The sequence below is a fragment of the Frigoribacterium sp. CF331 genome (genome assembly GCF_057787905.1).
In genome coordinates this window covers 114,595-133,862 of the sequence record NZ_CM173545.1, presented here as the reverse complement: position 1 = coordinate 133,862, position 19,268 = coordinate 114,595, and the positions used below count along the sequence as shown (strand labels likewise).

Here is a 19,268-nt window from a genome sequence, read left to right as displayed (position 1 = left end):
AGAGTCATGACCAGAGCTTACGGCGGCGTCTCGAAAACCGATCGGCTACCGAACGGGCGGCGCCTCTCCTCGCGCCAGTCGGAGCAGGCTCAACCCCGCCGTGAGGCCTGCACCTGATGCGGCCACAAGTCCGACGATGGCACTAGAAAGGGGCTCACCGAAGAAGAGGCCGAGAGCCAGGCTTGCTGAGATGCCGACAACTGCCGCTGTGGCCAGAACCGCTAATGTCCGGCTTCTCGATCTGCCCCAGCGGTGACGCTGCCGCCACAGCGACGCGCTGATGAGTCCTGCAACTACCCCGACGAGGGCGAAGACCAGAGCAGCAGGAACTCCGTAGACGAGCGCAATGACGACCCATCCCGCGATCGCGGCGCCGTCGAGTCCTGCGAAGGCACCCCACACGACCATCCACACGATGGGCAGAAGCAGCGCACAGCCCGCGCCGACCGCTGCCCCCGTCCCGACCAAGACGCGCACATCTGATTGCGGCGCGCGTACCGGACGTTCCGTGTTAACGCTCATCAGGACTCCCCTTTTCCTTGAGGCTAGGGCTTGCACCCGGTCATGGGCATCCCCAGACCAGGTGCGTCGACTCTCCTGAGGGACGAGCTACGCGGCACACAAGCGGCCCCGGGGAAAGGGGTCTACGTCAGCGCCCGGTAGGGGATTGATCTCCGGGCTCGGCTGCGAGTACTCGCACTGGTATCAGGTGAGCCGGGGCCTGCGGTGATCATGCGGCGGCCGATGCTCGTTCCCTATGACTAATCGGCTAGTGGCCATTGCCGGATTACCTCTTACGCAAGGCTTGTCGTCGCAAGGCCAAGCTTTTGGACCGAGGGGCCGGCTGGGTTACTTTGTTTGGTTCGGATGATGCGTGTGGACCTGCTCGAGAACCACGGTGTTGCCGTCGATGTAGAACCAGATGCGGGAGTCACCCTTGAGGGTCGGCTTGTGCTGCCATCTGTCGTAGCTGATGCCGCCGCGGCTGACGGTGCTCAGGTCGCCCCGGAGCCGGTAATTGGTAGGCGTGACCTCCATGGGCGTGCGCGTCAGGAAGTCCCATGCATCTGTGAGAGGCCCACGGGTGGTGGCAAGCAGGTCAGTCCATCCGCGCTTCGCCGAAGGGCTGGCGAACTGAAGCTCATACTCAGCCTTTTTAGTAGGTCGAGGTACTTTGTCGAGTTTCGCCATGAGTCAGGGGCGTTCCACCGCTTCCTGCTCATCGAGCCAATCGACGGAAGTGTTACCGAGGCCGGCGGCGATGGCTGTCGCGGTCTCACGCCATGCCGTCATCTCGGCGACTGCGAGGTGGGCCTGGTTAGTGGCGAAGGAGGCCCGTGAGGCGCGGAGCAGGTCGGAGGCGCAGGTGGCCTGGTCTGCAGCACTGAGGGCGAGCATCCAGGGGAATCTTTCGGCCATGCGGTCAGCGAGCGTGCCATGGTCATCGATGGCTGCAGCAATGAGTTGCCCGGCGAGCTGAAGGAGTTGCTCGCGGGCGTCAGCTTCACGCTCCGACATGAGCACGAGCGCCTCGCCGTCACGACGGGTGACCTGAACCGGGTGGTCCTCAGCGGCTGCAAACACGGGCCCGGAGTGACGGCTGAGCTCCGAGGACTGGAAAGCCCTGCGCGATGCGTGGAGAGTGGTCATCCCGTAAGCCTAGTTCAGAATGTGTTCTGAATGGAATGGTGCGCGCGCGGCATGTAGCGGCCTCAACGCTTTCTCTTTTGAGAGGCGGACTGGGACGCGGCGAGGGGCTATTGCGGCATCCTCCTACCCGGGGGTGCGAGACAGGCCTTGTTAGGTTGGCCCATAGGGCATTCCCTCACCAAGATCGGTTCTGGACTCCGCTAGGCGGACGCGGAGTCAGAAGTGTCGCCCTTCTCGATCCATGCGTTGACCCGTTGAATTACACGCGCGTTGTAGCCAGCGAACCACGAGGCATCGTTCGGCATCGTCGTGAAGGCGAACATCGGAGTGCGCCGAGTCCGGCCTGCCTTTGTCCGCCAATGCAGGAAGGGAATTCCGGCTCGTTCTCGAACGAGGGCGACATCGCGTCGACAAAATCGTCGAGACCACCATGCACCGTGAACAATGATGCATTCGTCCGATGCGCTGACACCGCTGGTGACGATCCAGCGGAACGTGGGGTAGAGGATCAGGGCGAAGACTGCACAGAACGACAGGTGTGCGGCCATCGGCAGGCTCGGCTCCCAGACTGACACCGTGCCCGCGCAGATTACAGATGCCGGCAAGAGTGCACCGAAGCGCGAAAGGAGCTGGGGACGGAACCGCACGGAGGTTCACCTTACGGTGTGCCTTGTTGAGCTGTTCCGATTGGGGATCCTTGACCGGGGCTGCTCGTTCAGGTGACGAGGGCCTGCTACTTCATCGCTCGACCTGCCCGGTGCGGGCGTGGAGGACGGCGAGGGCAGACAACGGCAGCAACACCGTGGCGGCACCCACGATGCCGACGATCACGGGCCCGGCGGGGCCGGCTGAGGAGTCGAGGGTGATCCCATCGAAGGCGCTGCCAACGGCGGTACCTGGTTGAAGCTTCAGGTAACCACTGTGAACCGGGGGGAGAAGGAAATCATCTTGCGGTCACCGGAGGGAAGGCGCCCCGGGGCTCACTGGGGCGTCTCAGCCGCTGTCTCGACAAGTGCTCGGAGGATCGAGGGCTCGACCGACCCCAGGACTCGAGCGCTCACTCGTCCCTCGCGGTCGAGGACGAACGTCGCCGGGGTCGCATTGGGGGCCGTTCGGCCGGCGAACGCGAGTTGGACGGCACCGGTGTTCGCGTCGATGGCGGTGGGGTAGGTGACGCCGAATCGTCGGGTGAAAGCGTCGGCGGTGTCGGACTGGTCCTTGACGTTGACGCCCAAGAACACAGCTTCGTCGGCCACGTCCTCGCTCACCGCCTGGAGATCGGTCGCTTCCCCACGACACGGGCCGCACGCGGCGAACCAGAAGTTGAGGACGGCGACCTCGCCCCGGTAGTCGGCCGCGGTGATCTTCGTGCCGTCGCTGAGCGCGGACTCGAACTCGATCGGGTCGCCGCGGTCCTCCGGGGCGACCTCGGTCACGAGCTGGTCGGCCGAGATGTATCCCTTGCCGTCACCCCACTGCTGTTCGAGTCCGGACGATGAGGCGCACCCCGCCACGGTTGTGCTGACGGCGAGGAGAAGGGCCGAGGAGGCGACAAGATGACGTGTGCGCACGTTTGAGGATACCTCGACCGATCTGTCCCTGAGTGGCGTCCGTCCGAAGAAGCGGAGGCGATGACATGCGGTCACGACGACGACACGTGCCGGTGACCACGATCGTCCTCCTCACGGTCGGCGCGGTGGTTCTCGCCCTGGTCTCGTTCGAGCTCGTCCCGAACCCGGACGTCTGGGGCGGTGCCCGGCTCGTCGTCTTCCTCCTGCTCGTGCCTCCGGCTCTCGGCCTCGCGGGGGCGGTCACGGCGTCAAGGGACCGTCGACTCGGCGACCAGGGACGGGTCCTCTGGTCCGTGGCGTCCGGTCTGGGCGGATTCCTGCAGGTCTTCCTCGCGTTCGTCCTCGTCACGCTCATCGCCGGGCCCTGACGGGGGAGGTCGGCGACGGCGCGGAGGTCACCGTCGAGGTCCGTCCCTCGACGGTACCGAGAGGCGCATCATGGGGCCATGCCCGCCTTCCGCCGCCCGTCACGCCCCGCCCACCCCGTCCGCGTCGAGCCCGGCCCCGGTCAGGAGTCCGTCTGGGACTATCCGCGCCCGCCGCGCGTCGAGCCCCGGCACGAGCGCGTCGTCGTCCGTCTCGGCGGCGTCGTCGTGGCCGACACCACGGCTGCGATCCGCGTGCTCGAGACGAGCCACCCGCCGGTCTACTACCTGCCGCGGTCCGACTTCGCGCCGGGGTCCCTGTCGCGCGCCGAGGGCCGCAGCCTCTGTGAGTTCAAGGGCCAGGCCGGCTACGTCGACGTCACCGGCGGGGGAGTCGTGGCCCGTCGGTCGGGCTGGTTCTACGCCGAGCCGTGGCCCGGCTACGAGTCTCTCGTCGACCACGTCGCCCTCTACCCGGGCGCGATGGACTCGTGCGAGGTCGACGGCGAGGTCGTCCGGGCTCAGGAGGGCGACTTCTACGGCGGGTGGATCACGGCGGCCCTCGTCGGCCCGTTCAAGGGAGCCCCGGACACCATGGGCTGGTGACCCGGCCGGCCGGTGACCCCGGGACGCGGGCGGTGCGCATGACGGACACCGCGCCTCCTGCGGGGTGCGGGCAGGTGCAGACTGGACCGATGTCGAAGCGCCCCCGCCCCCGCCCCACGTCCCTCGCCCGCACCCTGGGCCGCGTCGCCCTGGGTGGTGCCCTGGTCTTCGCCGGCACGAGCCACCTGACCTTCGCACGCGAGCCCTTCCAGGCCCAGGTGCCCGAGTGGCTGCCGCTCGACGACGACTTCGTCGTGCTCGCGTCGGGCGTCGTCGAGATCGGCATCGGAGCAGCCCTGGTCGTCGCCCCCAAGCACCGCGTGACGGTCGGCTGGGTGGCCGCAGCGTTCTTCACCGCGATCTTCCCCGGCAACATCTCGCAGCTCGTGACGCACACCGATGCCTTCGGCCTCGACACCGACGGCAAGCGGGCATTCCGCCTCGTCTTCCAGCCGCTGCTCGTCCTGCTGTCGCTCTGGTCGACGGGTGCCTGGCGCGACCGCCGCAGCATCGGTCGCCCCGCGAAGTAGCCACCCCGCAGCCGAACCCGCTCCCGACCCGGCCGTCGACACGGTCGCGACCGCGGGAGGCGCGGCTCAACCCGACAGCGTCGCCACGACCACCTCGGCGTCGGCGAACCACTTCGTGTAGTGATCGGGGTCGGCGTTGACCTGGACGGCATGGGCCGCCTGGGTCGGCGTGAGGTCCTTCCAGCCCGGGATGGAGACGAGCTTCGTGAAGAAGCTGGTCGCCGCCGTGTACGGGTCCATGCGTTGCTCGTAGGTGCCCCACTGCCCGTTGTCGCGCTGCTGGAAGAGCCCGCGGCTGTCGGGTCCGACGGCGTCGCCGTGGTCGATGTTGCGCAGGCTCGACTCACCCATCGCAGTCATCACGCCGATCGCCTGGGTGTGCTCGCCGATGCCTTGCGCGCGGGCCGCCAGCATGATGTAGGCCGCGTTGACCAGGCGGTCCTGGCAGTAGCCCGCGACCGGGCCTGCCGGCACCTCGATGTCGCCCACCATGACCGGGTCGACCTCGGGGCAGGCCGGCACCGGCGTCGACGTGACGGCCACCACGTCCTCGTCGCGCGGCGCCGTGAGGGCCGACACGACCATCGCGATCGCGACGACGAAGGCGACCAGCCCGACGCCGAAGACGACGGACAGGGCGATCAGCACGCGGCGCACGGCAGGCCTCCAGGGGGTCGGATCAGGCGGCGTCGAGGGCGGGCGACCGGCACGTCGCCAGCCCCCGAGCGGCGCGGAAGTCGACGTCGAGGGTACGCGATCCCGGTGGACGATCGGCCCCGGCGGCCTGGGCGATCGACGAGAGGCCCCTCGGACGACCCGGTCACTCGTCACCTGGATGTCGGCGGCTCGTCGCGGCCTCAGAGCAGCTCGGCCCGATCGGCGAGGTAGGCCGCGAGGTCGCGGACCTCGCCGACCGCCGTGCCCCAGCGCACGAGTGCGTGCCCGTCACGGACCAGGAGGCGCTGGTCAGCCGCCCGCAGCGCCCCGGTCGAGAGGTCCATCGGCTCGTACCCGTAGTTGACGACCTCGCCCTCGGCGAAGTGGCCTCGCACGGCCGCCCGCCGCTCTGCCTTGCGCTGCTCGACCTGGGCGCTGAGGTGTTGTGAGCGGGTCGGCGTCACCGCCCGGGTGATGCGACCGGTCTCGTACACTCGGCCGTCGGTGCCGAGCAACAGCACCCCGAGGCGCCAGGCGCGGCCCGCCGGTTCGAGCGACTCGGCGGTCTTCACCACGACGATGCGCCGGGCCGGCTTGTACCGGGCGAGGGCCTCGGTCCGGGCGTCGCGCCCGGCCAGGTCGCTCGCGGCGGCCTCGACGAGGGCGCGCACGGCAGCCGCCGCGTCGCCGTCGGAGGGGGCTGCGGGAACCGGCACCGCGCCTCCTGCGGTCGTGTCGTCCACGCTCGTCTCGGCGGTGGGGTCAGGCGTCGTAGCCGTGGTCGAGGAAGTCCTCGAGCACGTCGACGACGAAGGCGTGGTCGTCGGCCTGCGGCAGGCCGGAGACGCCGGCCGAGCCGACGACGCCGACTCCGGCGACCCGCACGGGGAACAGTCCGCCGTGCGCGGCGTAGAGCCCGGTGTCGAGCCGGGACTTCTCGTCGAAGCTGCCGCCCTGCACCCGGAACGACTCGCCGACCCGGTACGAGCTCTGCCCGTAGCGCTCGACGACGCGGGCCTTGCGGTCGAGCCACTCGTCGTTGTCGAGGCTGCTGCCGGGCAGGGCCGCGTGGAACGCCCGCTGACGACCGTGCCGCACGGTGACGGCGACGGGCAGCTCGCGGCGACGGGCCTCGGCGAGCAGGTGGGCGCCCAGGTCGAGGGCGACGTCGAGGGTGAACCGGCGGAACACCAGGCGCTCTTCTTGCTCGACGAGGGTCTGCAGCAGGGTGTCGTCGGTCATCGGTGGCCTCCTGGTGGGTCGGGCGGATTGCTCGGGTGCACCCGCGTCTCGGCGCGGCACGCTCCGAGCCTAGGCCCGGCCCCCGTCAACGCGCTGGTGGCCGCTCGGTCGTCCCGTCGACCACGGCGGTCAGGCCGACGCCGCGACGCAAGGCGAGCCCTGCCGGGCGAGCAGGCCGCAGTAGACGCCCACGAGGTCGTCCGCCGAGCGCGACCAGGGGTGGTCGAGGGCGTGCGACCGGGAGGCGCGCGAGAGTCGGTCGCGCAACCCCGCGTCCGCGAGCACCTGCGTCATGGCCCGGGCCCAGTCCTGCGGTTCGCGCGACGTGAGCACGATGCCGGTGACGCCGTCCACCACCGACTCGCGCAGCCCGCCCGACGAGGCCGCGACCACGGGGACGCCGCTCGCCGCCGCCTCGAGGGCGATCAGACCGTAGGTCTCGGAGTGCGAGGGCACGAGCACGAGCGCGGCGTCGCGCAACAGGGACGCCAGGCCGGGGCGCGACCGAGGGCCGAGGAAGTGCACGGTCAGGTCGAGTTCGTCGGCGAGGGTGCCCAGCTCGGACTCGTAGCCCGCGAACTCGGTCGAGGCGCCGCCGGCGATGACGAGCTCGGGGCGGACCTCGGCCCGCACCGCCGCGACGGCGCGGATCGCGAGGTCGGGGGCCTTGAGGGGTTCGAGCCGTCCGGCCACGACGACGTAGGGGCGGTGGCCGGCGACGCGCACCGCACCGGCGGCCGCCGGGTGGAACAGCTCGGCGTCGACGCCGGGCAGCACGACGGCGACCCGGTCGGCACGGCCGCCGAGCCGCGTCGTGACGGTCTCGGCCTCGGCACGGCTGATGGCGACGACGACGTCGGACGCACGGGCGAGGTGCTCCTCGCCGGCGAGGCGGCCGGGCGACTCGGCGCGTTCGCCGTGCGAGAGGGGCGTCGAGTCGTGGGCGGCGATGGAGTGGAAGCTCTGCACGTGGGGCACCCCGAGGGCGCGGGCCACGGGCAGTGCCGCCATGCCCGAGAACCAGTGGTGCGAGTGGACGACGTCCCAGGGGCCGAGCTCGGCGAGGCGGTCGCGGAACTCGTCGACGAACAGCTCGTTGCGCCCCTTCGTGACCGGCTCGGCGGGCCCGGCGTCGAGGAACCTGAGCGTGACGCCGGGGGCGAGCGAGACGCTCGCCGGCTCGTCGGGGGACGACCGCCGGGTCAGGATCTCGACCTCGTGCCCTGCCGCACCCAGCGCCTCGGCCTGGTTGCGCACGACGACGTTCATGCCGCCGACGTCGCCCGACCCGGGTTCGGCACCGGGGGACGTGTGCAGCGACACGAGGGCGATGCGGAGCGAGGGGGAGGCGGTGGTCACTTCCCGAGGGTACCGGCCCGTCGCCCGCGCGGTCTCATCGCCCGGGGTCCGGTGGTCGCTCGTCAGGCCGTCACGCCCGACCAGAACGCGCGGACGTCGTCGAGCACGGCTTCGGCCTGGCGTCGGCCCGCCTCGGCGGCGGGACGACGCGTGGTGGTGGCCAGCACGTCGGTGCCGAATGCCTCGAGGGCCGCGGCGTCGGCCTCGACCACGAGGACCTCGTGCCCGGCGGCACGGCGGGCCGCGACGACCTGGGGCAGGGTGGGGCCGAGGGGCGAGACGTCGAGCTCGGGGCCGCACGACAGCACCAGCACGCGGTCGTAGGCGTCGGCCAGGTCGGCGTTGGTGCCCGACCTCACGCCGCCGTCCATCGTCGGGCGACCGTCGACCTCGACGGTGGGCCAGACCACGGGCACCGAGCAGCTCGCGGCCACGGCGCGGTACAGGTCGACGCCCGAGTCGGCGTCGAGGGGTCGGAACGTGCCGTCGGTCGCGTCCACGGTGCAGACCGTCAGCGCCGCGTCGGGCCAGGCCGCGCCTCCGAACCGGTCGCGCATCGCCGTGACGAGCTCGGGCTCGTCGGCGACCACGGGCGTTTCGCGGGCCAGCGCGCCGATGCGGGCCCGTGCCTCCTGGTGGCTGGTGGCGCCCGCCAGGGCCTGACCGAGGGTCTGCTGGAACACCTCGGGGTCGATCGAGCCCGACGGCAGCTCGACGGCGTCCTCGAACTGTTCGCCCAGGCCCTCGTCGACGCGGCCGAGGCGCACCATGGTGCCGACGACCGACCCGGCCGAGGTGCCGACCACGAGGTCGGCGTCGTCCACGGGCACGCCCGCCTCGAGCAGGCGCGACAGCACGCCGAGCTCCCAGGCGATGCCGGTGATGCCTCCGCCGCCCAGGACGAGGGCGGTGCGGGTGGGGGTCGTCGTGGTGCTCATGTCTCTCCTCGGTCGTGGTGGCGGCCCGGGCAGGAGGTGCGGTGCGGCTCCCGGGGCCGCGCCCGACAGTAGGCCGCTCGCCCCCCGACGTGCCCGGGGAGGTGTCAGGCCGGTCGCAGCTCGTCGCCCCGGCCGAGCGCCTGCACGTGCCACTCGGTCTGCGCGAGGGCCGACCCGAGCCGGTAGCCGTGCAGCGAGGCGACGCCGCCGCTCCACGACATGCGCTCGGCGACCTGCCACACCGTGGGCCGGTCGAGGGCGTCGAGGGCCGTCGCGGCGTCCCGGCTGCGGTCGGTGCGGTGGGCGATCAGCGACTCGGCGCGCTCGCGGAGCCCGGTGAAGCGGTACTCGTGGCCGGGGCAGACCTCGAAGGCGTCCGGACCGGGCACGTCCACGGCGACCATGCGCTCGAGCGACGCGAGGTAGTCGGTCAGCGGGTTCGTCGGGGTGCGGCCCCCGAGGCCGATGCCGGGGTTGATGCGCGGCAGCACGTGGTCGCCCGTGAAGACGAGGCGTTGCTCGGGTTCGACGAAGCAGAGGTGGCCCGCGGTGTGCCCGGGCGTGTGGACCGCCCGCAGCTTCCGGCCCGCGACGGGCAGCACGTCCCCGTCGGCCAGCAGCAGGTCGGCGGTGACCTCGGGCAGGTGGCGACCCGACCCCCACGAGGCGACCAGCGCCTCCTGCTCGTCCGCCGGCGCGCCCCACCGGGCGATGTCGGCGTCGGCGGCGGCCAAGTCGGCCGGCCGGTCGGCGAGGGCGGCCTGCTCGGCGGCGTGCAGCGCGATCCGGGCCCCGGAGGCCCGACGGAGGGCCTCCGCCCCGCCCAGGTGGTCGGCGTGCAGGTGCGTGACGGCGATCAGGTCGACGTCCGCGAGGGAGTGGTCGACGTCGGCGAGGGCCCGCTCGAGGCGGTCGAGGTTGTCGTCGACGTGCCACCCGGGGTCGATCACCGTGAGCGCCCCGTCGGAGCCCTCGACGACGTAGCCGAGCGAGTGGTCGTCGATGCCGTCGCCGAACGCGAAGGCGACCGACCAGACGCCGTGCCGGATCTCCTCGACGGGCGGCAGCGCACCCCGTCGGACGGCGTCGGCCTGCACGCGGCTGAGCGGGACGGGAGGCGCGGGAGGCGCGGGTCGGCTGGCGGCGTCGGTCACCCCGCGAGCCTAGCCAGCGCCGCCCGCGCCGCACCGCTACTCGGCCGAGACCTCGATCAGCACCTTGCCCACGACGTCGCCCTCGACGGCCTGGTGCGCGGCCGCCGTCTCGGCGAGCGGGAAGGTGTGCAGCGGCAGGCCCGCGGCCTCGCCGACGGGCAGGACGCCGTCGCGCAGCGCGGCGGTGACGTCCTCGACGGCCGCCTGCAGCGCCTCCTCGCCCACGGTGTAGAGCAGCACGAACTGGAAGCGCGTGTTGGTGACCATGTTGGCCCGGATCGGGATGGTGGTCGTGTCACCGCCGTTGTCGGCGTAGATCGCGACGGAGGCGCGGTGCGCGACGACCTGCGACAGCAGCTCGGCGTTCTGCGAGATCGCGACCTCGACCACGACGTCCACGCCGTCGGGGGCGAGCTCGCGGATCTCGGCGGCGGCGTCGCCCGTGCGGTAGTTGACGACGTGGTGCGCGCCGGCGGCCGTGGCCAGGGCCGCCTTCTCGTCGCTGCTGATGGTCGTGATGACGGTGGCACCGGCCCACCGTGCGAGCTGGATGGCGGCGTGGCCGACGGCACCCGCGCCTCCCGCGACGAGGACGACCGTGCCGTCGAGGCTGCCGGGGGACAGGCGGCTCGGGCCGTCCTCGCGGACGGTCAGGGCACGGTGCGCGGTCATGGCCGGCACGCCGAGGCTCGCGCCGACGTCGAGGCCGACGCCCTCGGGCAGCGGGACGACGCGCGAGGCGGGCAGCACGGTGAACTCCTGAGCGGTGCCGGTCGGGCGCTGGTGCGCCGAGAGGTAGGTCCAGACGCGGTCGCCGACCGAGAGGCCGGTGACGCCCTCGCCGACGGCGTCGACGACGCCCGAGCCGTCCTGGTTCGGCGTGACCTCGGCGAACGGCAGCGACTCACCGGGGCCGCCGCCCGCACGGGACTTCCAGTCGGTGGGGTTGACGCCCGACCACACGACGCGCACGCGCACCTCGCCGGCGGCGGGTTCGGGCAGGTCGCGGTCGACGAGCTGCAGCACGGTGGGGGCGGGTCCGGTCTCGGAGTACACGATCGACTTCATGCCCGGAGCCAACCAGACCCGGCCGTGCCGTGTTCCCGGCGCTCAGCCAGGCCGCAGAATGGCGTGATGACGCCCACCGACCGCTCGGCACCGCCCTGGACGCCGGTGGTCGCGCCCACCGACGCCCGCCCCCGCGACGCCGTCGACCCGACGCCCCGCCGGGTGGTGACCTGGGTCGCCGTCGTGGCGGTGGTCGTCATCGTCGCGGTCATCGTGGCGGCCCTCGTCGCGGCCCGACGCCTGGCCGAGACCGAGTCGGTCCGCGACGCCGCCGACCGGGCCGACCGCATCGCCGACGTCCTGGTGCAGCCCGAGCTCACCGACGCCCTGATGTCGGGTGACCCGGGTGCGACCGCCGCCGTCGACGCCGTGGTGCGCGACCACGTGCTGAGCGACAGCATCGTGCGGGTGAAGATCTGGGACGCCGACGGCCGCATCGTCTGGTCGGACGAGCCGCGCCTGGTCGGGCAGCGGTTCGGCCTCGCCGAGGACGAGCTCGAGGCCCTGCGGGGTGCGGGCGTCGACGCCGAGGTCAGCGACCTCGAGGCCCCCGAGAACGCCTACGAACGCGGTGAGGGCAAGCTGCTCGAGACCTACCGCTCGGTGCGCACCGCCGAGGGCACGCCCCTGCTGTTCGAGGTGTACTTCCGCTACGACGAGGTGCTGCAGCGCAGCGGGCAGCTCTGGCAGGGCTTCGCCGGCATCGCCGTCGGCAGCGTCGTCGTCGTGCTCGCCCTCCTGGCGCCCGTGCTCTGGCGACTGCTCACCGCCCTGCGGTCGGCCAGGGTCCAGCGCGAGGCGCTCCTGACGCGGGCGCTCGAGGCCAGCGCCGACGAGCGTCGCCGCATCGCCGGCACCCTGCACGACGGGGTCGTTCAAGACCTCGTGGCCACCTCGCTCGCGCTGTCGGCCGAGGGCGCGGCCGCCCGCCGACGCGGTGACGTCGGCACCGCCGACGGCCTCGACGGCGTCGCGGGCTCGGTCCGCGACGGCATCGGCGGCCTCCGGACCCTGCTGGTCGACATCTACCCGCCCAACCTCGGGCGCGCCGGCCTCGCCTCGGCGCTCGACGACCTGGCGACGGCGACCCGGGCGCGTGGGGTGGCCACCACGGTGACGATCGCGGGCGACCTGCGGCTCGACGCCGACGCCGAACGACTCGTGCACCGCGTCGTCCAGGAGTGTCTCGTCAACGTCGTCAAGCATTCCGGTGCGTCCGCGGCGACCGTCGACGTCGAGGCGGCGACGGTCGCCGTCGACCCCTCGGCCTCGGGGCGCTCGACGGGCCCTGCCGGGTCGCGGCGCGTCGTCGTGACGGTGTCCGACGACGGTCGGGGGTTCGACCCGGCGACCGCCGACCACGCGCCCCACGGCCATTTCGGCCTGCGACTGGTGGCCGACGCCGTGCGCGACGCGGGGGCCGCCCTCGACCTCGCCACGAGCCCCGGCCACGGCACCCGGTGGCGCCTGACGGTGACCGCCCCGTGATCGGCGTGCTCGTGGTCGACGACCACCCGCTCGTCCGAGCCGGGCTGCGCGCCCTCGTCGAGACCGCGGACGACCTCGTCGTCGTCGGCGAGGCGGCGAGCGGAGAGGCCGCCGTGGCGTTCGCCGCCGCAGACGCCGACCGTGCCGGTCCCGTCCCCCTCGCGGTCGTCCTGATGGACCTCTCGATGCCGGGCATGGGCGGCCTCGCCGCCACGCGCCTCCTCACCGAGGCGCACGACCACCTGCACGTCGTCGTCCTCACCTCCTTCCCCGACCCGGCCTCGGTGCAGCAGGCGCTCGCCGCGGGGGCCGTCGGCTACCTGCTGAAGGACGCCGACCCCGCGGGCGTCGTCGCGGGCGTCCGCGCCGCCGCCGGGGGAGGCGCACCCCTCGACCCCCGGGCGGCCCGGGTGCTGCTGCCGTCTCGCGACGGAGGAGGCGTGGCCGCGTCACCCGCGCCTCCCGCGTCCCCGACGGCGGCGGTCGGGGCACCCGGACCGGTCTCGGGTCGGGAGGCCGAGGTGCTGCGGCTGCTCGCCCGCGGGTTGGCCAACAAGCAGATCGCCGGGCAGCTCGGCATCAGCGAGCGGACGGTCAAGGCGCACGTCGGCAGCGTGTTCCGCCGCATCGGCGTGGCCGACCGGACGAGCGCCGCGCTCTGGGCGCGCGACAACGGGTACGGGGCCGGCGGGTCCGGGGCCGGCGGGTACTAGTACCAAGGTCCGATGGTGCCGGGGGCGGCGCCCCACGATGCTGGGGTCCACAGCACAGAACGAGCTGTCCTCCGCTCTCGAAAGGCCCACCATGTCCCGCACCTTCTTCCGCAGGGCCCGCGCGGCCGTGCTCGTGACGGCGGTCGTCGCCGGCTCGCTCGCCCTCTCGGCCGCCCCCGCCAGCGCCTCGGGCAAGACCAGCGCCGGCGGCGACTACGCCGTGACCGTGAACGGCACGACGTACGACCCGGCCGCCGGCAAGAGCACGAAGCTCTCCGGCCTCGTGCCGGCCGGCCGCATCGCCGTCCGCGGCGTCAACAACGGCTTCGACATCGACGTCGCGACCCTCGGCGTCTACGACTACACGCTGACCGGCGCCCCCGACACCCAGCGCATGGTGACGAAGCCCACGACCGTCTTCGCCTCGAAGGTGCCGACCCTCACCGCGGCCCAGCGGGCCGGCGCGACGATCAAGAGCCTCGAGATCAAGGACGACACCCTGGTCGTGCTCTTCGGCACCTCGGCCGGGAAGTTCAAGATCCAGGCCAAGGACGGTGCCCAGGGCGGCATCTTCCAGATGGAGTCCGAGTTCGGCGCCCCCGTCGAGTTCGTGCACACCCTCGCGCCGGGCGTCTTCTACTTCGTCAACCAGTACACGGGCAAGGTCAACTTCGGTGACGGGGTCGACGCGGTCGCCTCGGGGGCCGGCGCGCACCAGATGCTGCTCGGCAAGGACAGCCCCCAGGTCGCCACCAAGACGTTCCAGTCGGGCACCGTCACGAAGTGGCTCGTGCAGTCGGGCGGACGCCTCGGCGGCGTGCTCGGCGAGGACGCGATCGAGCTGAGCGCCGGTGCGACGAACTGCACCAGCCAGTGCCAGGCGCAGAACCAGATCCGCGGCTCGCTGCCCGTGCCGCCCGACCCGACGAACCCGACGCCGATCGGCTGAGCCGCGCCTCCCGGCACCGGTTGCCGGGGACGTCACGACCGGCCGCCCACCCCTCGGGGTGGACGGCCGGTCGTCGTGCGTGGTCGGCTCGACCGTGGTCGGGTGGTTCGTGTCCGTCCGGCCGTCGACGGGCCGTCCGGGCGTCAGGCCCCCTGGCCGCGGAACAGGGCGAGCGCAAGCAGGTCGTCCTCCGACCCGCCGCCCTCGTGCCCGTTGTACGGCCAGACGGTGATCTCGGCCGGGCCGCCGTAGGCGTGGAACGCGCCGAACACGGTCGACGGAGGGCAGATCGGGTCCATCAGGGCCGTGGTGAACCGGGCGGGGGCGGTGGCCCGCCGGGCGAAGTTGACGCCGTCGAAGTACGCGAGCACGTCGTGCACCGAGGAGGCGCGGTGCCGGTGGACGGCCAGGTAGCGTCCGATCTCCTTGTACGGGTCGGCGTCGGTGATGACCGTCGCCCGCCGGAAGTCGCAGAGGAACGGCACGTACGCCGCCACGGCGGCGACCTCGGGCACGAGCCCCGCGACGGCGAGGGCGATGCCCCCGCCCTGGCTGCCGCCCACGACCGACACGCGGGAGGCGTCGACGACGTCGAGCCCGCGAGCCGCCTCGACGGCCCGCACCGCGTCGGTGAACACCCGCCGGTAGTAGTACGTCTCGCGCGAGTCGATGCCGCGCGTCATGACGCCCGGGTGCGCCGGGCCCGAGCCGTCGGGGTCGGGGGTGGCGCCGATGCTCCAGCCCGAGCCCTGGCCGCGGGTGTCCATCTGCAAGTGCGCGAACCCGGCCGACGCCCAGAACAGGTTCTCGACCGCGGCGCCGCGTCCGCCGCCGTACCCGACGAACTGCACGACCGCCGGCGACGGGCCGGTCGCCCCGGCCGGCACGCGCAGCCAGGCGCGCACGGGCTGCCCCGCCCACCCGGCGAACGTCACGTCGTACACGTCGAGCGTCGTCAGCCCCGTGTCGACCCGCTCGACGCGCAGGTCGAGCGGGTGTGCCCGCGTCTCGGCGAGCGTCGCCGCCCAGAACTCGTCGAAGTCGTCGGGGTCGGTCTGGGTGCTGCGGTACTCGCGCAGGGCGGGCTCTGGCAGGTCGGTGAACATGAGCACCTGTCTACCGCAGCCCGCGGCGCCAGCCCGACAGGCGCGGTGCAGGAGGCGCGGTGCGGGAGGCGCAGCGCGGGAGGCGCGGCTCAGCTCGCGCGGGCCAGGTTCGGCACCCAGCCGAACGCGGGCGCGACGTGGTCGGCCACCGTCTGCAGCAGGCGGGCGTTGTACGCCACCCCGAGCTGGTTGGGCACCGTCAACAGGATCGTGTCGGCGGCCTGCACCGCGGCGTCCGCCGCCAGCTGAGCCGCGATCACGTCGGGCTCGCCCACGTAGCTCTTGCCGAAGCGCGACTGCACGCCGTCGAGCAGCCCGACCTGGTCCTGCGAGTCGGCCTGGGCCCGGACGCCGAAGTAGCGGCGGTCCTCGTCGGTCGTGATCGGGATCACGCTGCGGCTCACCGAGACCCTGGGCTCCCGGGTGTGACCCGCGGCGCGGTAGGCCTCGCGGTACAGCGCGATCTGCTCGGCCTGCAGTTCGTCGAAGGGCACCCCCGTGTCCTCCGTCAGCAGCGTGCTGCTCATCAGGTTCATGCCCTGCTCACCGGTCCAGACGGCCGTCGAGCGGCTGCCGGAGCCCCACCAGATGCGCTCGCCGAGGCCGGGGGAGCGGGGCTCGACCGAGAGGCCGTGCGACCAGCCGGTCATCTTCGGGTCGGACTCGGCCACGTCGGCGCCGTCGATCGCGGCCCGGAAGAGCTCGGTGTGCCGGCGGGCGAGGTCGGCGTCGCTCTCGCCGTCGCGCGGGACGTGGCCGAAGGCCTCCCACCCGCGCAGGGCGGGCTCGGGTGATCCCCGGCTGACGCCGAGCTGCAACCGGCCCGCGCTGATCAGGTCGGCGGCGGCCGCCTGCTCGGCCATCGACAGCGGGTTCTCGTACCGCATGTCGATCACGCCGGTGCCGAGCTCGATGCGGCTCGTCCGGGCCGCCATCGCGGCCAGCAGCGGGAAGGGGTTGGCGGCCTGGCGCACGAAGTGGTGGACGCGCACGGCGGCCACGTCGATGCCGATCTCGTCCGCGGCCTCCGCCAGCTCGATCGACTGGACCAGCGCCTCCCGGGCGGTCGGGGTCGCCGAGCCGCGGACGTCCTGGTAGTGACCGAACGACAAGAACCCGATGCGCTTCTTCATGACCGGGCGAACCCCGGACGCGGTCCGGCCATTCCGCCCGGGGCCGGTGCTGGGTAGCGTGGGGCCGTGGAGAACCGCTTCCGACTCGACGGTGACGACCTCGGCATCGACCTGCGCGCCTCCTCGGTCACCCTCGACGACGACGGGGTCGTGGACGCCCGCATCGTCGCGGCGCGGGTGCCCGAGGTGGTCGACTGGTCGGACGAAGCGCCGTCACTGGTGTTCCGTGACGTGCCCCTGACGTTCGACGGCGCGACCTTCGGCGCGACCGTCGACGACGACCTGCTCGACGAGCACGAGATCGTCTTCCGGCTCGGCGAGAACCTCGACGTGCACGGCGTCCTCAGCCTCGGCGCCGGCGACCGGCTGCGCTTCGTGGGCACGACGCACGTGTCGGGCGAGCCGAAGGCCTGGCGCCTCGACGTGTCGATCGGCTTCGGCGGCTCGTCGCGACGCACCGCGATCTGAGGCCACCGACCTCGACGACGACCATCCGAGGAGGCGCGGGTCGACCGGCCGCACCCGCGCCGGTCCGCGGTGCCGGGGCGGGGTGCGCGACCGAGGCGTCGACCTGGTGAGGGTCGGGCGGTCGCGCACCCACGCGGTCTCCTGATGCTTCGGGTTCACCAGGCGATCCGATGCTAACGCCCCGATACCCGTCGGTATGCGCCCCGTTCGGGGTCCGTGCGGGTGACTTCTGAGGATCACCCGCACCCGTTAGGGTCGCAGCATGGCCAGCACCGCAGGCGCTCCCGTTCCGCGCACGCCCCGAGCGCAGGTCAAGCAGCGACTGCTCGACGCGGCGTCCGAGCTGTTCTCCCGTCGCGGGGTGCACGCCACGACCCTCGACGACGTGGCCCGCGCCGCCGGGTTCAGCAAGGGGGCGGTCTACTCGAACTTCTCGTCGAAGGACGACCTGGTCGTCAGCCTCATGCGTCGCGAGACCGACGGCGCACTGGGGGCGCTGCAGGGCATGTTCCTGCCGGGGACGACCCTCGAGCAGCTGCCCGAGAAGATCAGCACGGCGTTCGCACCATACGGGCCGGGCCAGGTCGAGGACTTCGCCCTGATGAGCGAGTTCCGGGCCCACGCCCTGGCGCACCCCGAGGTGATGGCGGACTTCGTGCGGCAACGCCGCGAGGTGCTCGACGCGGTGCACGCGCTCGTCGAGGAGGTGTTCCGGGGGCACGCGGTGCAGATCACCGGCCTCGAGCCCCGCACCCTGGCCCGGGTGCTGGTGTGCATCACGCTGGGCGTCGCCTTCGACTGGCCGGCCACCGGCGAGCAGGCGGCCGGCGACGTGATCGCCGACGTGGTCGCCGCGCTGACCCGCGGCGCCGCGGCCTGACCCCTGCCGGGCCTAGCGCTGCTCGATGCTGACCACCGGCACGTGCCACCGGGTGCGCACCTGCAGCGTGAGCTGCCCCCGTCGGGCCAGCGCGATCGCCGTGATCGCCGCGGCGACGGCCGGCACCCCGCCCGAGACCACCATGGCGGCGTGCGTGCCGAAGGTCTCGACGATCACGCCCATCAGCGGGCCGCCGATCGCCTGACCGCCGAGCAGCACGAGGATGTACAGCGACATCACCCGCCCGCGGATCGCGATGTTGCTCGACATCTGCACGAGCTGGTTCGCCGCCGTCAAGAACAGCAGCGAGGCCAGCCCGACGCCGACGAGCACGACGGCGAACGGGACGAGCGACGGCATCGACCCGGCCACGGCCTGCAGCACGCCGGTCACGAGGACGCCGAGCACGATGGTCCGCAGCCGGATCGTCGCCCGACGCGTCGAGAGCAGGGCGCCGGTCAGCGCGCCGACGGCGATCATCGAGTTGAAGAGGCCGTAGCCCCCGGGCCCCACGTCGTACACGTCGGCGGCGAACGACGCGAGCAGCACCGGCATGGTCAGGCCGAAGACGGCGTAGACGCCCACGAGCAGCACGGGGACGACGATGGTCGGCTTCGACCGCGCGTAGGCGAGCCCCTGGCGCAACTGGCCCCGTCCTCGGGCGGCCGGGGCGACCCGGGTCATCTGCGCCGTGCGCAGCAGCGTCAGCATGACGACGACGACCAGGCAGGCCACGCCGTTGACGACGAAGGCCCACCCGGCGCCGACGGCGAGCAGCAGGACGCCGGCGATCGCGGGGCCGACCATGCCGCCGAGCTGGAACACGCTCGAGTTGACGCTGATCGCGTTGCGCAGATGGGTGTGTCCGACGAGTTCGGTCACGATCACCTGGCGGGCCGGGTTGTCCACGACGGTCACGAGGCCGGTGGCGAACGCGATGGCGAAGACGTGCCAGGCCTCGACGGCGCCCGAGAGGGTCAGGGCCGCGAGGCCGAGGCTCAGCACCGCGAAGACGCTCTGCGTGACGAGCATGAGCGCCCGCTTCGAGAACCGGTCGACGATCACGCCGCCGAGCAGGCCGAAGAACAGCATCGGGGCGAACTGCATCGCCACGGTGACGCCGACCGCGGTGGCGCTGCCGGTCAGCTCGAGCACGAGCCAGTCCTGGGCGATGCGCTGCATCCACCCGGCGGTCATGGCCACGACGTTGCCGGCCGTCCAGAGCCGGAAGTTCGGCACGCTGAGGGCGATGAAGGTGTGCCGCCACGGCGGGCGGGTCGTGCTGATCGGGAGGGGGGCGGTCGGGGGGAAGTCGGTGCGGGGCGGGGCGGACATCACGGTTCCTGCGCTGGGGTTCGGTTCACGGTCTGCATCGACGGTACGGCCGGGCT

23 protein-coding genes are annotated in these 19,268 nt (G+C 72.6%); 8 read left to right on the top strand and 15 right to left on the bottom strand.

The features are described from left to right. Positions 1-45 precede the first annotated feature (45 nt). From AC3CCI_RS00675 to AC3CCI_RS00655, 5 genes are all read right to left on the bottom strand, one after another. On the bottom strand, positions 46-522 hold the full coding sequence (locus AC3CCI_RS00675; RefSeq protein ID WP_488627778.1) for a hypothetical protein: 477 nt from the start codon (positions 520-522) through the stop codon (positions 46-48). 327 nt (positions 523-849) lie between these two features. Then, on the bottom strand, positions 850-1,191 hold the full coding sequence (locus tag AC3CCI_RS00670; protein WP_488627777.1) for a hypothetical protein: 342 nt from the start codon (positions 1,189-1,191) through the stop codon (positions 850-852). Positions 1,192-1,194: 3 nt separating this feature from the next. Then, positions 1,195-1,650 carry a prevent-host-death protein gene (locus AC3CCI_RS00665; RefSeq protein WP_488627776.1) on the bottom strand — a complete coding sequence of 152 codons (456 nt, stop codon included), beginning with the start codon at positions 1,648-1,650 and terminating at the stop codon, positions 1,195-1,197. A gap of 200 nt (positions 1,651-1,850) precedes the next feature. Further along, the gene (locus tag AC3CCI_RS00660) at positions 1,851-2,198 is read right to left on the bottom strand and encodes a hypothetical protein (protein WP_488627775.1); all 348 of its coding nucleotides are present in this window, start codon (positions 2,196-2,198) and stop codon (positions 1,851-1,853) included. Between the two features lie 432 nt (positions 2,199-2,630). Then, complete coding sequence (locus tag AC3CCI_RS00655; protein ID WP_488627774.1) at positions 2,631-3,221, bottom strand: TlpA family protein disulfide reductase; 591 nt, start codon at positions 3,219-3,221, stop codon at positions 2,631-2,633. A 92-nt stretch (positions 3,222-3,313) separates the two neighbouring features. On the opposite strand from AC3CCI_RS00655, the gene AC3CCI_RS00650 reads away from it, so the two are divergent. The 3 genes from AC3CCI_RS00650 (at position 3,314) to AC3CCI_RS00640 (ending at position 4,722) form a co-directional block, all read left to right on the top strand. Next, positions 3,314-3,589, top strand: a complete 276-nt coding sequence (locus AC3CCI_RS00650; protein WP_488627773.1) for a hypothetical protein — start codon at positions 3,314-3,316, stop codon at positions 3,587-3,589. A gap of 78 nt (positions 3,590-3,667) precedes the next feature. Next, positions 3,668-4,192 carry a DUF427 domain-containing protein gene (locus tag AC3CCI_RS00645; protein ID WP_488627772.1) on the top strand — a complete coding sequence of 175 codons (525 nt, stop codon included), beginning with the start codon at positions 3,668-3,670 and terminating at the stop codon, positions 4,190-4,192. An 89-nt stretch (positions 4,193-4,281) separates the two neighbouring features. Further along, the gene (locus AC3CCI_RS00640) at positions 4,282-4,722 is read left to right on the top strand and encodes a DoxX family protein (RefSeq protein ID WP_488627771.1); all 441 of its coding nucleotides are present in this window, start codon (positions 4,282-4,284) and stop codon (positions 4,720-4,722) included. 66 nt (positions 4,723-4,788) lie between these two features. Here the strand turns inward: AC3CCI_RS00640 and AC3CCI_RS00635 are convergent, their stop codons facing one another. From AC3CCI_RS00635 to AC3CCI_RS00605, 7 genes are all read right to left on the bottom strand, one after another. Then, a complete protein-coding gene (locus AC3CCI_RS00635) occupies positions 4,789-5,370 on the bottom strand; it encodes a hypothetical protein (RefSeq protein WP_488627770.1) in 582 nt (193 codons plus the stop codon). Positions 5,371-5,579: 209 nt separating this feature from the next. Then, the gene (locus AC3CCI_RS00630) at positions 5,580-6,122 is read right to left on the bottom strand and encodes a hypothetical protein (protein ID WP_488627769.1); all 543 of its coding nucleotides are present in this window, start codon (positions 6,120-6,122) and stop codon (positions 5,580-5,582) included. 19 nt (positions 6,123-6,141) lie between these two features. Further along, positions 6,142-6,621, bottom strand: coding sequence for a heme-degrading domain-containing protein (locus tag AC3CCI_RS00625; RefSeq protein ID WP_354594692.1), 480 nt, complete (start codon positions 6,619-6,621; stop codon positions 6,142-6,144). A 129-nt stretch (positions 6,622-6,750) separates the two neighbouring features. After that, the gene (locus AC3CCI_RS00620) at positions 6,751-7,980 is read right to left on the bottom strand and encodes a glycosyltransferase (protein ID WP_488627768.1); all 1,230 of its coding nucleotides are present in this window, start codon (positions 7,978-7,980) and stop codon (positions 6,751-6,753) included. A 62-nt stretch (positions 7,981-8,042) separates the two neighbouring features. Further along, positions 8,043-8,918 (bottom strand): patatin-like phospholipase family protein, encoded by an 876-nt coding sequence (locus AC3CCI_RS00615; RefSeq protein WP_488627767.1) that lies wholly within the window; start codon positions 8,916-8,918, stop codon positions 8,043-8,045. 104 nt (positions 8,919-9,022) lie between these two features. Continuing rightward, a complete protein-coding gene (locus AC3CCI_RS00610; protein WP_488627766.1) occupies positions 9,023-10,072 on the bottom strand; it encodes an MBL fold metallo-hydrolase in 1,050 nt (349 codons plus the stop codon). Between the two features lie 36 nt (positions 10,073-10,108). Then, positions 10,109-11,140, bottom strand: a complete 1,032-nt coding sequence (locus AC3CCI_RS00605) for an NADPH:quinone reductase (protein WP_488627765.1) — start codon at positions 11,138-11,140, stop codon at positions 10,109-10,111. Between the two features lie 66 nt (positions 11,141-11,206). Here AC3CCI_RS00605 and AC3CCI_RS00600 point away from each other — a divergent pair, with 66 nt between their 5' ends. The 3 genes from AC3CCI_RS00600 (at position 11,207) to AC3CCI_RS00590 (ending at position 14,290) form a co-directional block, all read left to right on the top strand. After that, a complete protein-coding gene (locus AC3CCI_RS00600; protein ID WP_488627764.1) occupies positions 11,207-12,628 on the top strand; it encodes a sensor histidine kinase in 1,422 nt (473 codons plus the stop codon). Further along, complete coding sequence (locus AC3CCI_RS00595) at positions 12,625-13,341, top strand: response regulator (protein WP_488627763.1); 717 nt, start codon at positions 12,625-12,627, stop codon at positions 13,339-13,341. The genes AC3CCI_RS00600 and AC3CCI_RS00595 overlap by 4 nt, the downstream gene beginning before the upstream one ends. 91 nt (positions 13,342-13,432) lie before the next feature. Continuing rightward, entirely contained in the window at positions 13,433-14,290 is an 858-nt protein-coding gene (locus AC3CCI_RS00590; protein ID WP_488627762.1) for a hypothetical protein, read from the top strand. 143 nt (positions 14,291-14,433) lie between these two features. On the opposite strand, the gene AC3CCI_RS00585 is transcribed toward AC3CCI_RS00590, so the two are convergent. Further along, positions 14,434-15,396 carry an acetylxylan esterase gene (locus AC3CCI_RS00585; RefSeq protein ID WP_488627761.1) on the bottom strand — a complete coding sequence of 321 codons (963 nt, stop codon included), beginning with the start codon at positions 15,394-15,396 and terminating at the stop codon, positions 14,434-14,436. A gap of 89 nt (positions 15,397-15,485) precedes the next feature. Next, positions 15,486-16,529 (bottom strand): LLM class flavin-dependent oxidoreductase, encoded by a 1,044-nt coding sequence (locus AC3CCI_RS00580; RefSeq protein WP_488627760.1) that lies wholly within the window; start codon positions 16,527-16,529, stop codon positions 15,486-15,488. A gap of 66 nt (positions 16,530-16,595) precedes the next feature. Here AC3CCI_RS00580 and AC3CCI_RS00575 point away from each other — a divergent pair, with 66 nt between their 5' ends. Together AC3CCI_RS00575 and AC3CCI_RS00570 are read left to right on the top strand one after the other, a co-directional pair. After that, positions 16,596-16,997: a hypothetical protein gene (locus tag AC3CCI_RS00575; RefSeq protein ID WP_488627759.1), complete on the top strand. Its 402-nt coding sequence runs from the start codon at positions 16,596-16,598 to the stop codon at positions 16,995-16,997. Positions 16,998-17,259: 262 nt separating this feature from the next. After that, a complete protein-coding gene (locus AC3CCI_RS00570; RefSeq protein WP_488627758.1) occupies positions 17,260-17,877 on the top strand; it encodes a TetR/AcrR family transcriptional regulator in 618 nt (205 codons plus the stop codon). A 12-nt stretch (positions 17,878-17,889) separates the two neighbouring features. On the opposite strand, the gene AC3CCI_RS00565 is transcribed toward AC3CCI_RS00570, so the two are convergent. Next, complete coding sequence (locus AC3CCI_RS00565) at positions 17,890-19,212, bottom strand: MFS transporter (protein WP_488627757.1); 1,323 nt, start codon at positions 19,210-19,212, stop codon at positions 17,890-17,892. Between the last annotated feature and the right edge of the window lie 56 nt (positions 19,213-19,268).

Bases quoted from the DNA above. Each gene is read 5' to 3' on its own strand.
- AC3CCI_RS00675 (WP_488627778.1), bottom strand. From the start codon at position 522: ATGAGCGTTAACACGGAACGTCCGGTACGCGCGCCGCAATCAGATGTG.
- AC3CCI_RS00670 (WP_488627777.1), bottom strand. From the start codon at position 1,191: ATGGCGAAACTCGACAAAGTACCTCGACCTACTAAAAAGGCTGAGTAT.
- AC3CCI_RS00665 (WP_488627776.1), bottom strand. From the start codon at position 1,650: ATGACCACTCTCCACGCATCGCGCAGGGCTTTCCAGTCCTCGGAGCTC.
- AC3CCI_RS00660 (WP_488627775.1), bottom strand. From the start codon at position 2,198: ATGGCCGCACACCTGTCGTTCTGTGCAGTCTTCGCCCTGATCCTCTAC.
- AC3CCI_RS00645 (WP_488627772.1), top strand. From the start codon at position 3,668: ATGCCCGCCTTCCGCCGCCCGTCACGCCCCGCCCACCCCGTCCGCGTC.
- AC3CCI_RS00640 (WP_488627771.1), top strand. From the start codon at position 4,282: ATGTCGAAGCGCCCCCGCCCCCGCCCCACGTCCCTCGCCCGCACCCTG.
- AC3CCI_RS00625 (WP_354594692.1), bottom strand. From the start codon at position 6,621: ATGACCGACGACACCCTGCTGCAGACCCTCGTCGAGCAAGAAGAGCGC.
- AC3CCI_RS00615 (WP_488627767.1), bottom strand. From the start codon at position 8,918: ATGAGCACCACGACGACCCCCACCCGCACCGCCCTCGTCCTGGGCGGC.
- AC3CCI_RS00605 (WP_488627765.1), bottom strand. From the start codon at position 11,140: ATGAAGTCGATCGTGTACTCCGAGACCGGACCCGCCCCCACCGTGCTG.
- AC3CCI_RS00600 (WP_488627764.1), top strand. From the start codon at position 11,207: ATGACGCCCACCGACCGCTCGGCACCGCCCTGGACGCCGGTGGTCGCG.
- AC3CCI_RS00590 (WP_488627762.1), top strand. From the start codon at position 13,433: ATGTCCCGCACCTTCTTCCGCAGGGCCCGCGCGGCCGTGCTCGTGACG.
- AC3CCI_RS00585 (WP_488627761.1), bottom strand. From the start codon at position 15,396: ATGTTCACCGACCTGCCAGAGCCCGCCCTGCGCGAGTACCGCAGCACC.
- AC3CCI_RS00580 (WP_488627760.1), bottom strand. From the start codon at position 16,529: ATGAAGAAGCGCATCGGGTTCTTGTCGTTCGGTCACTACCAGGACGTC.
- AC3CCI_RS00570 (WP_488627758.1), top strand. From the start codon at position 17,260: ATGGCCAGCACCGCAGGCGCTCCCGTTCCGCGCACGCCCCGAGCGCAG.
- AC3CCI_RS00565 (WP_488627757.1), bottom strand. From the start codon at position 19,212: ATGTCCGCCCCGCCCCGCACCGACTTCCCCCCGACCGCCCCCCTCCCG.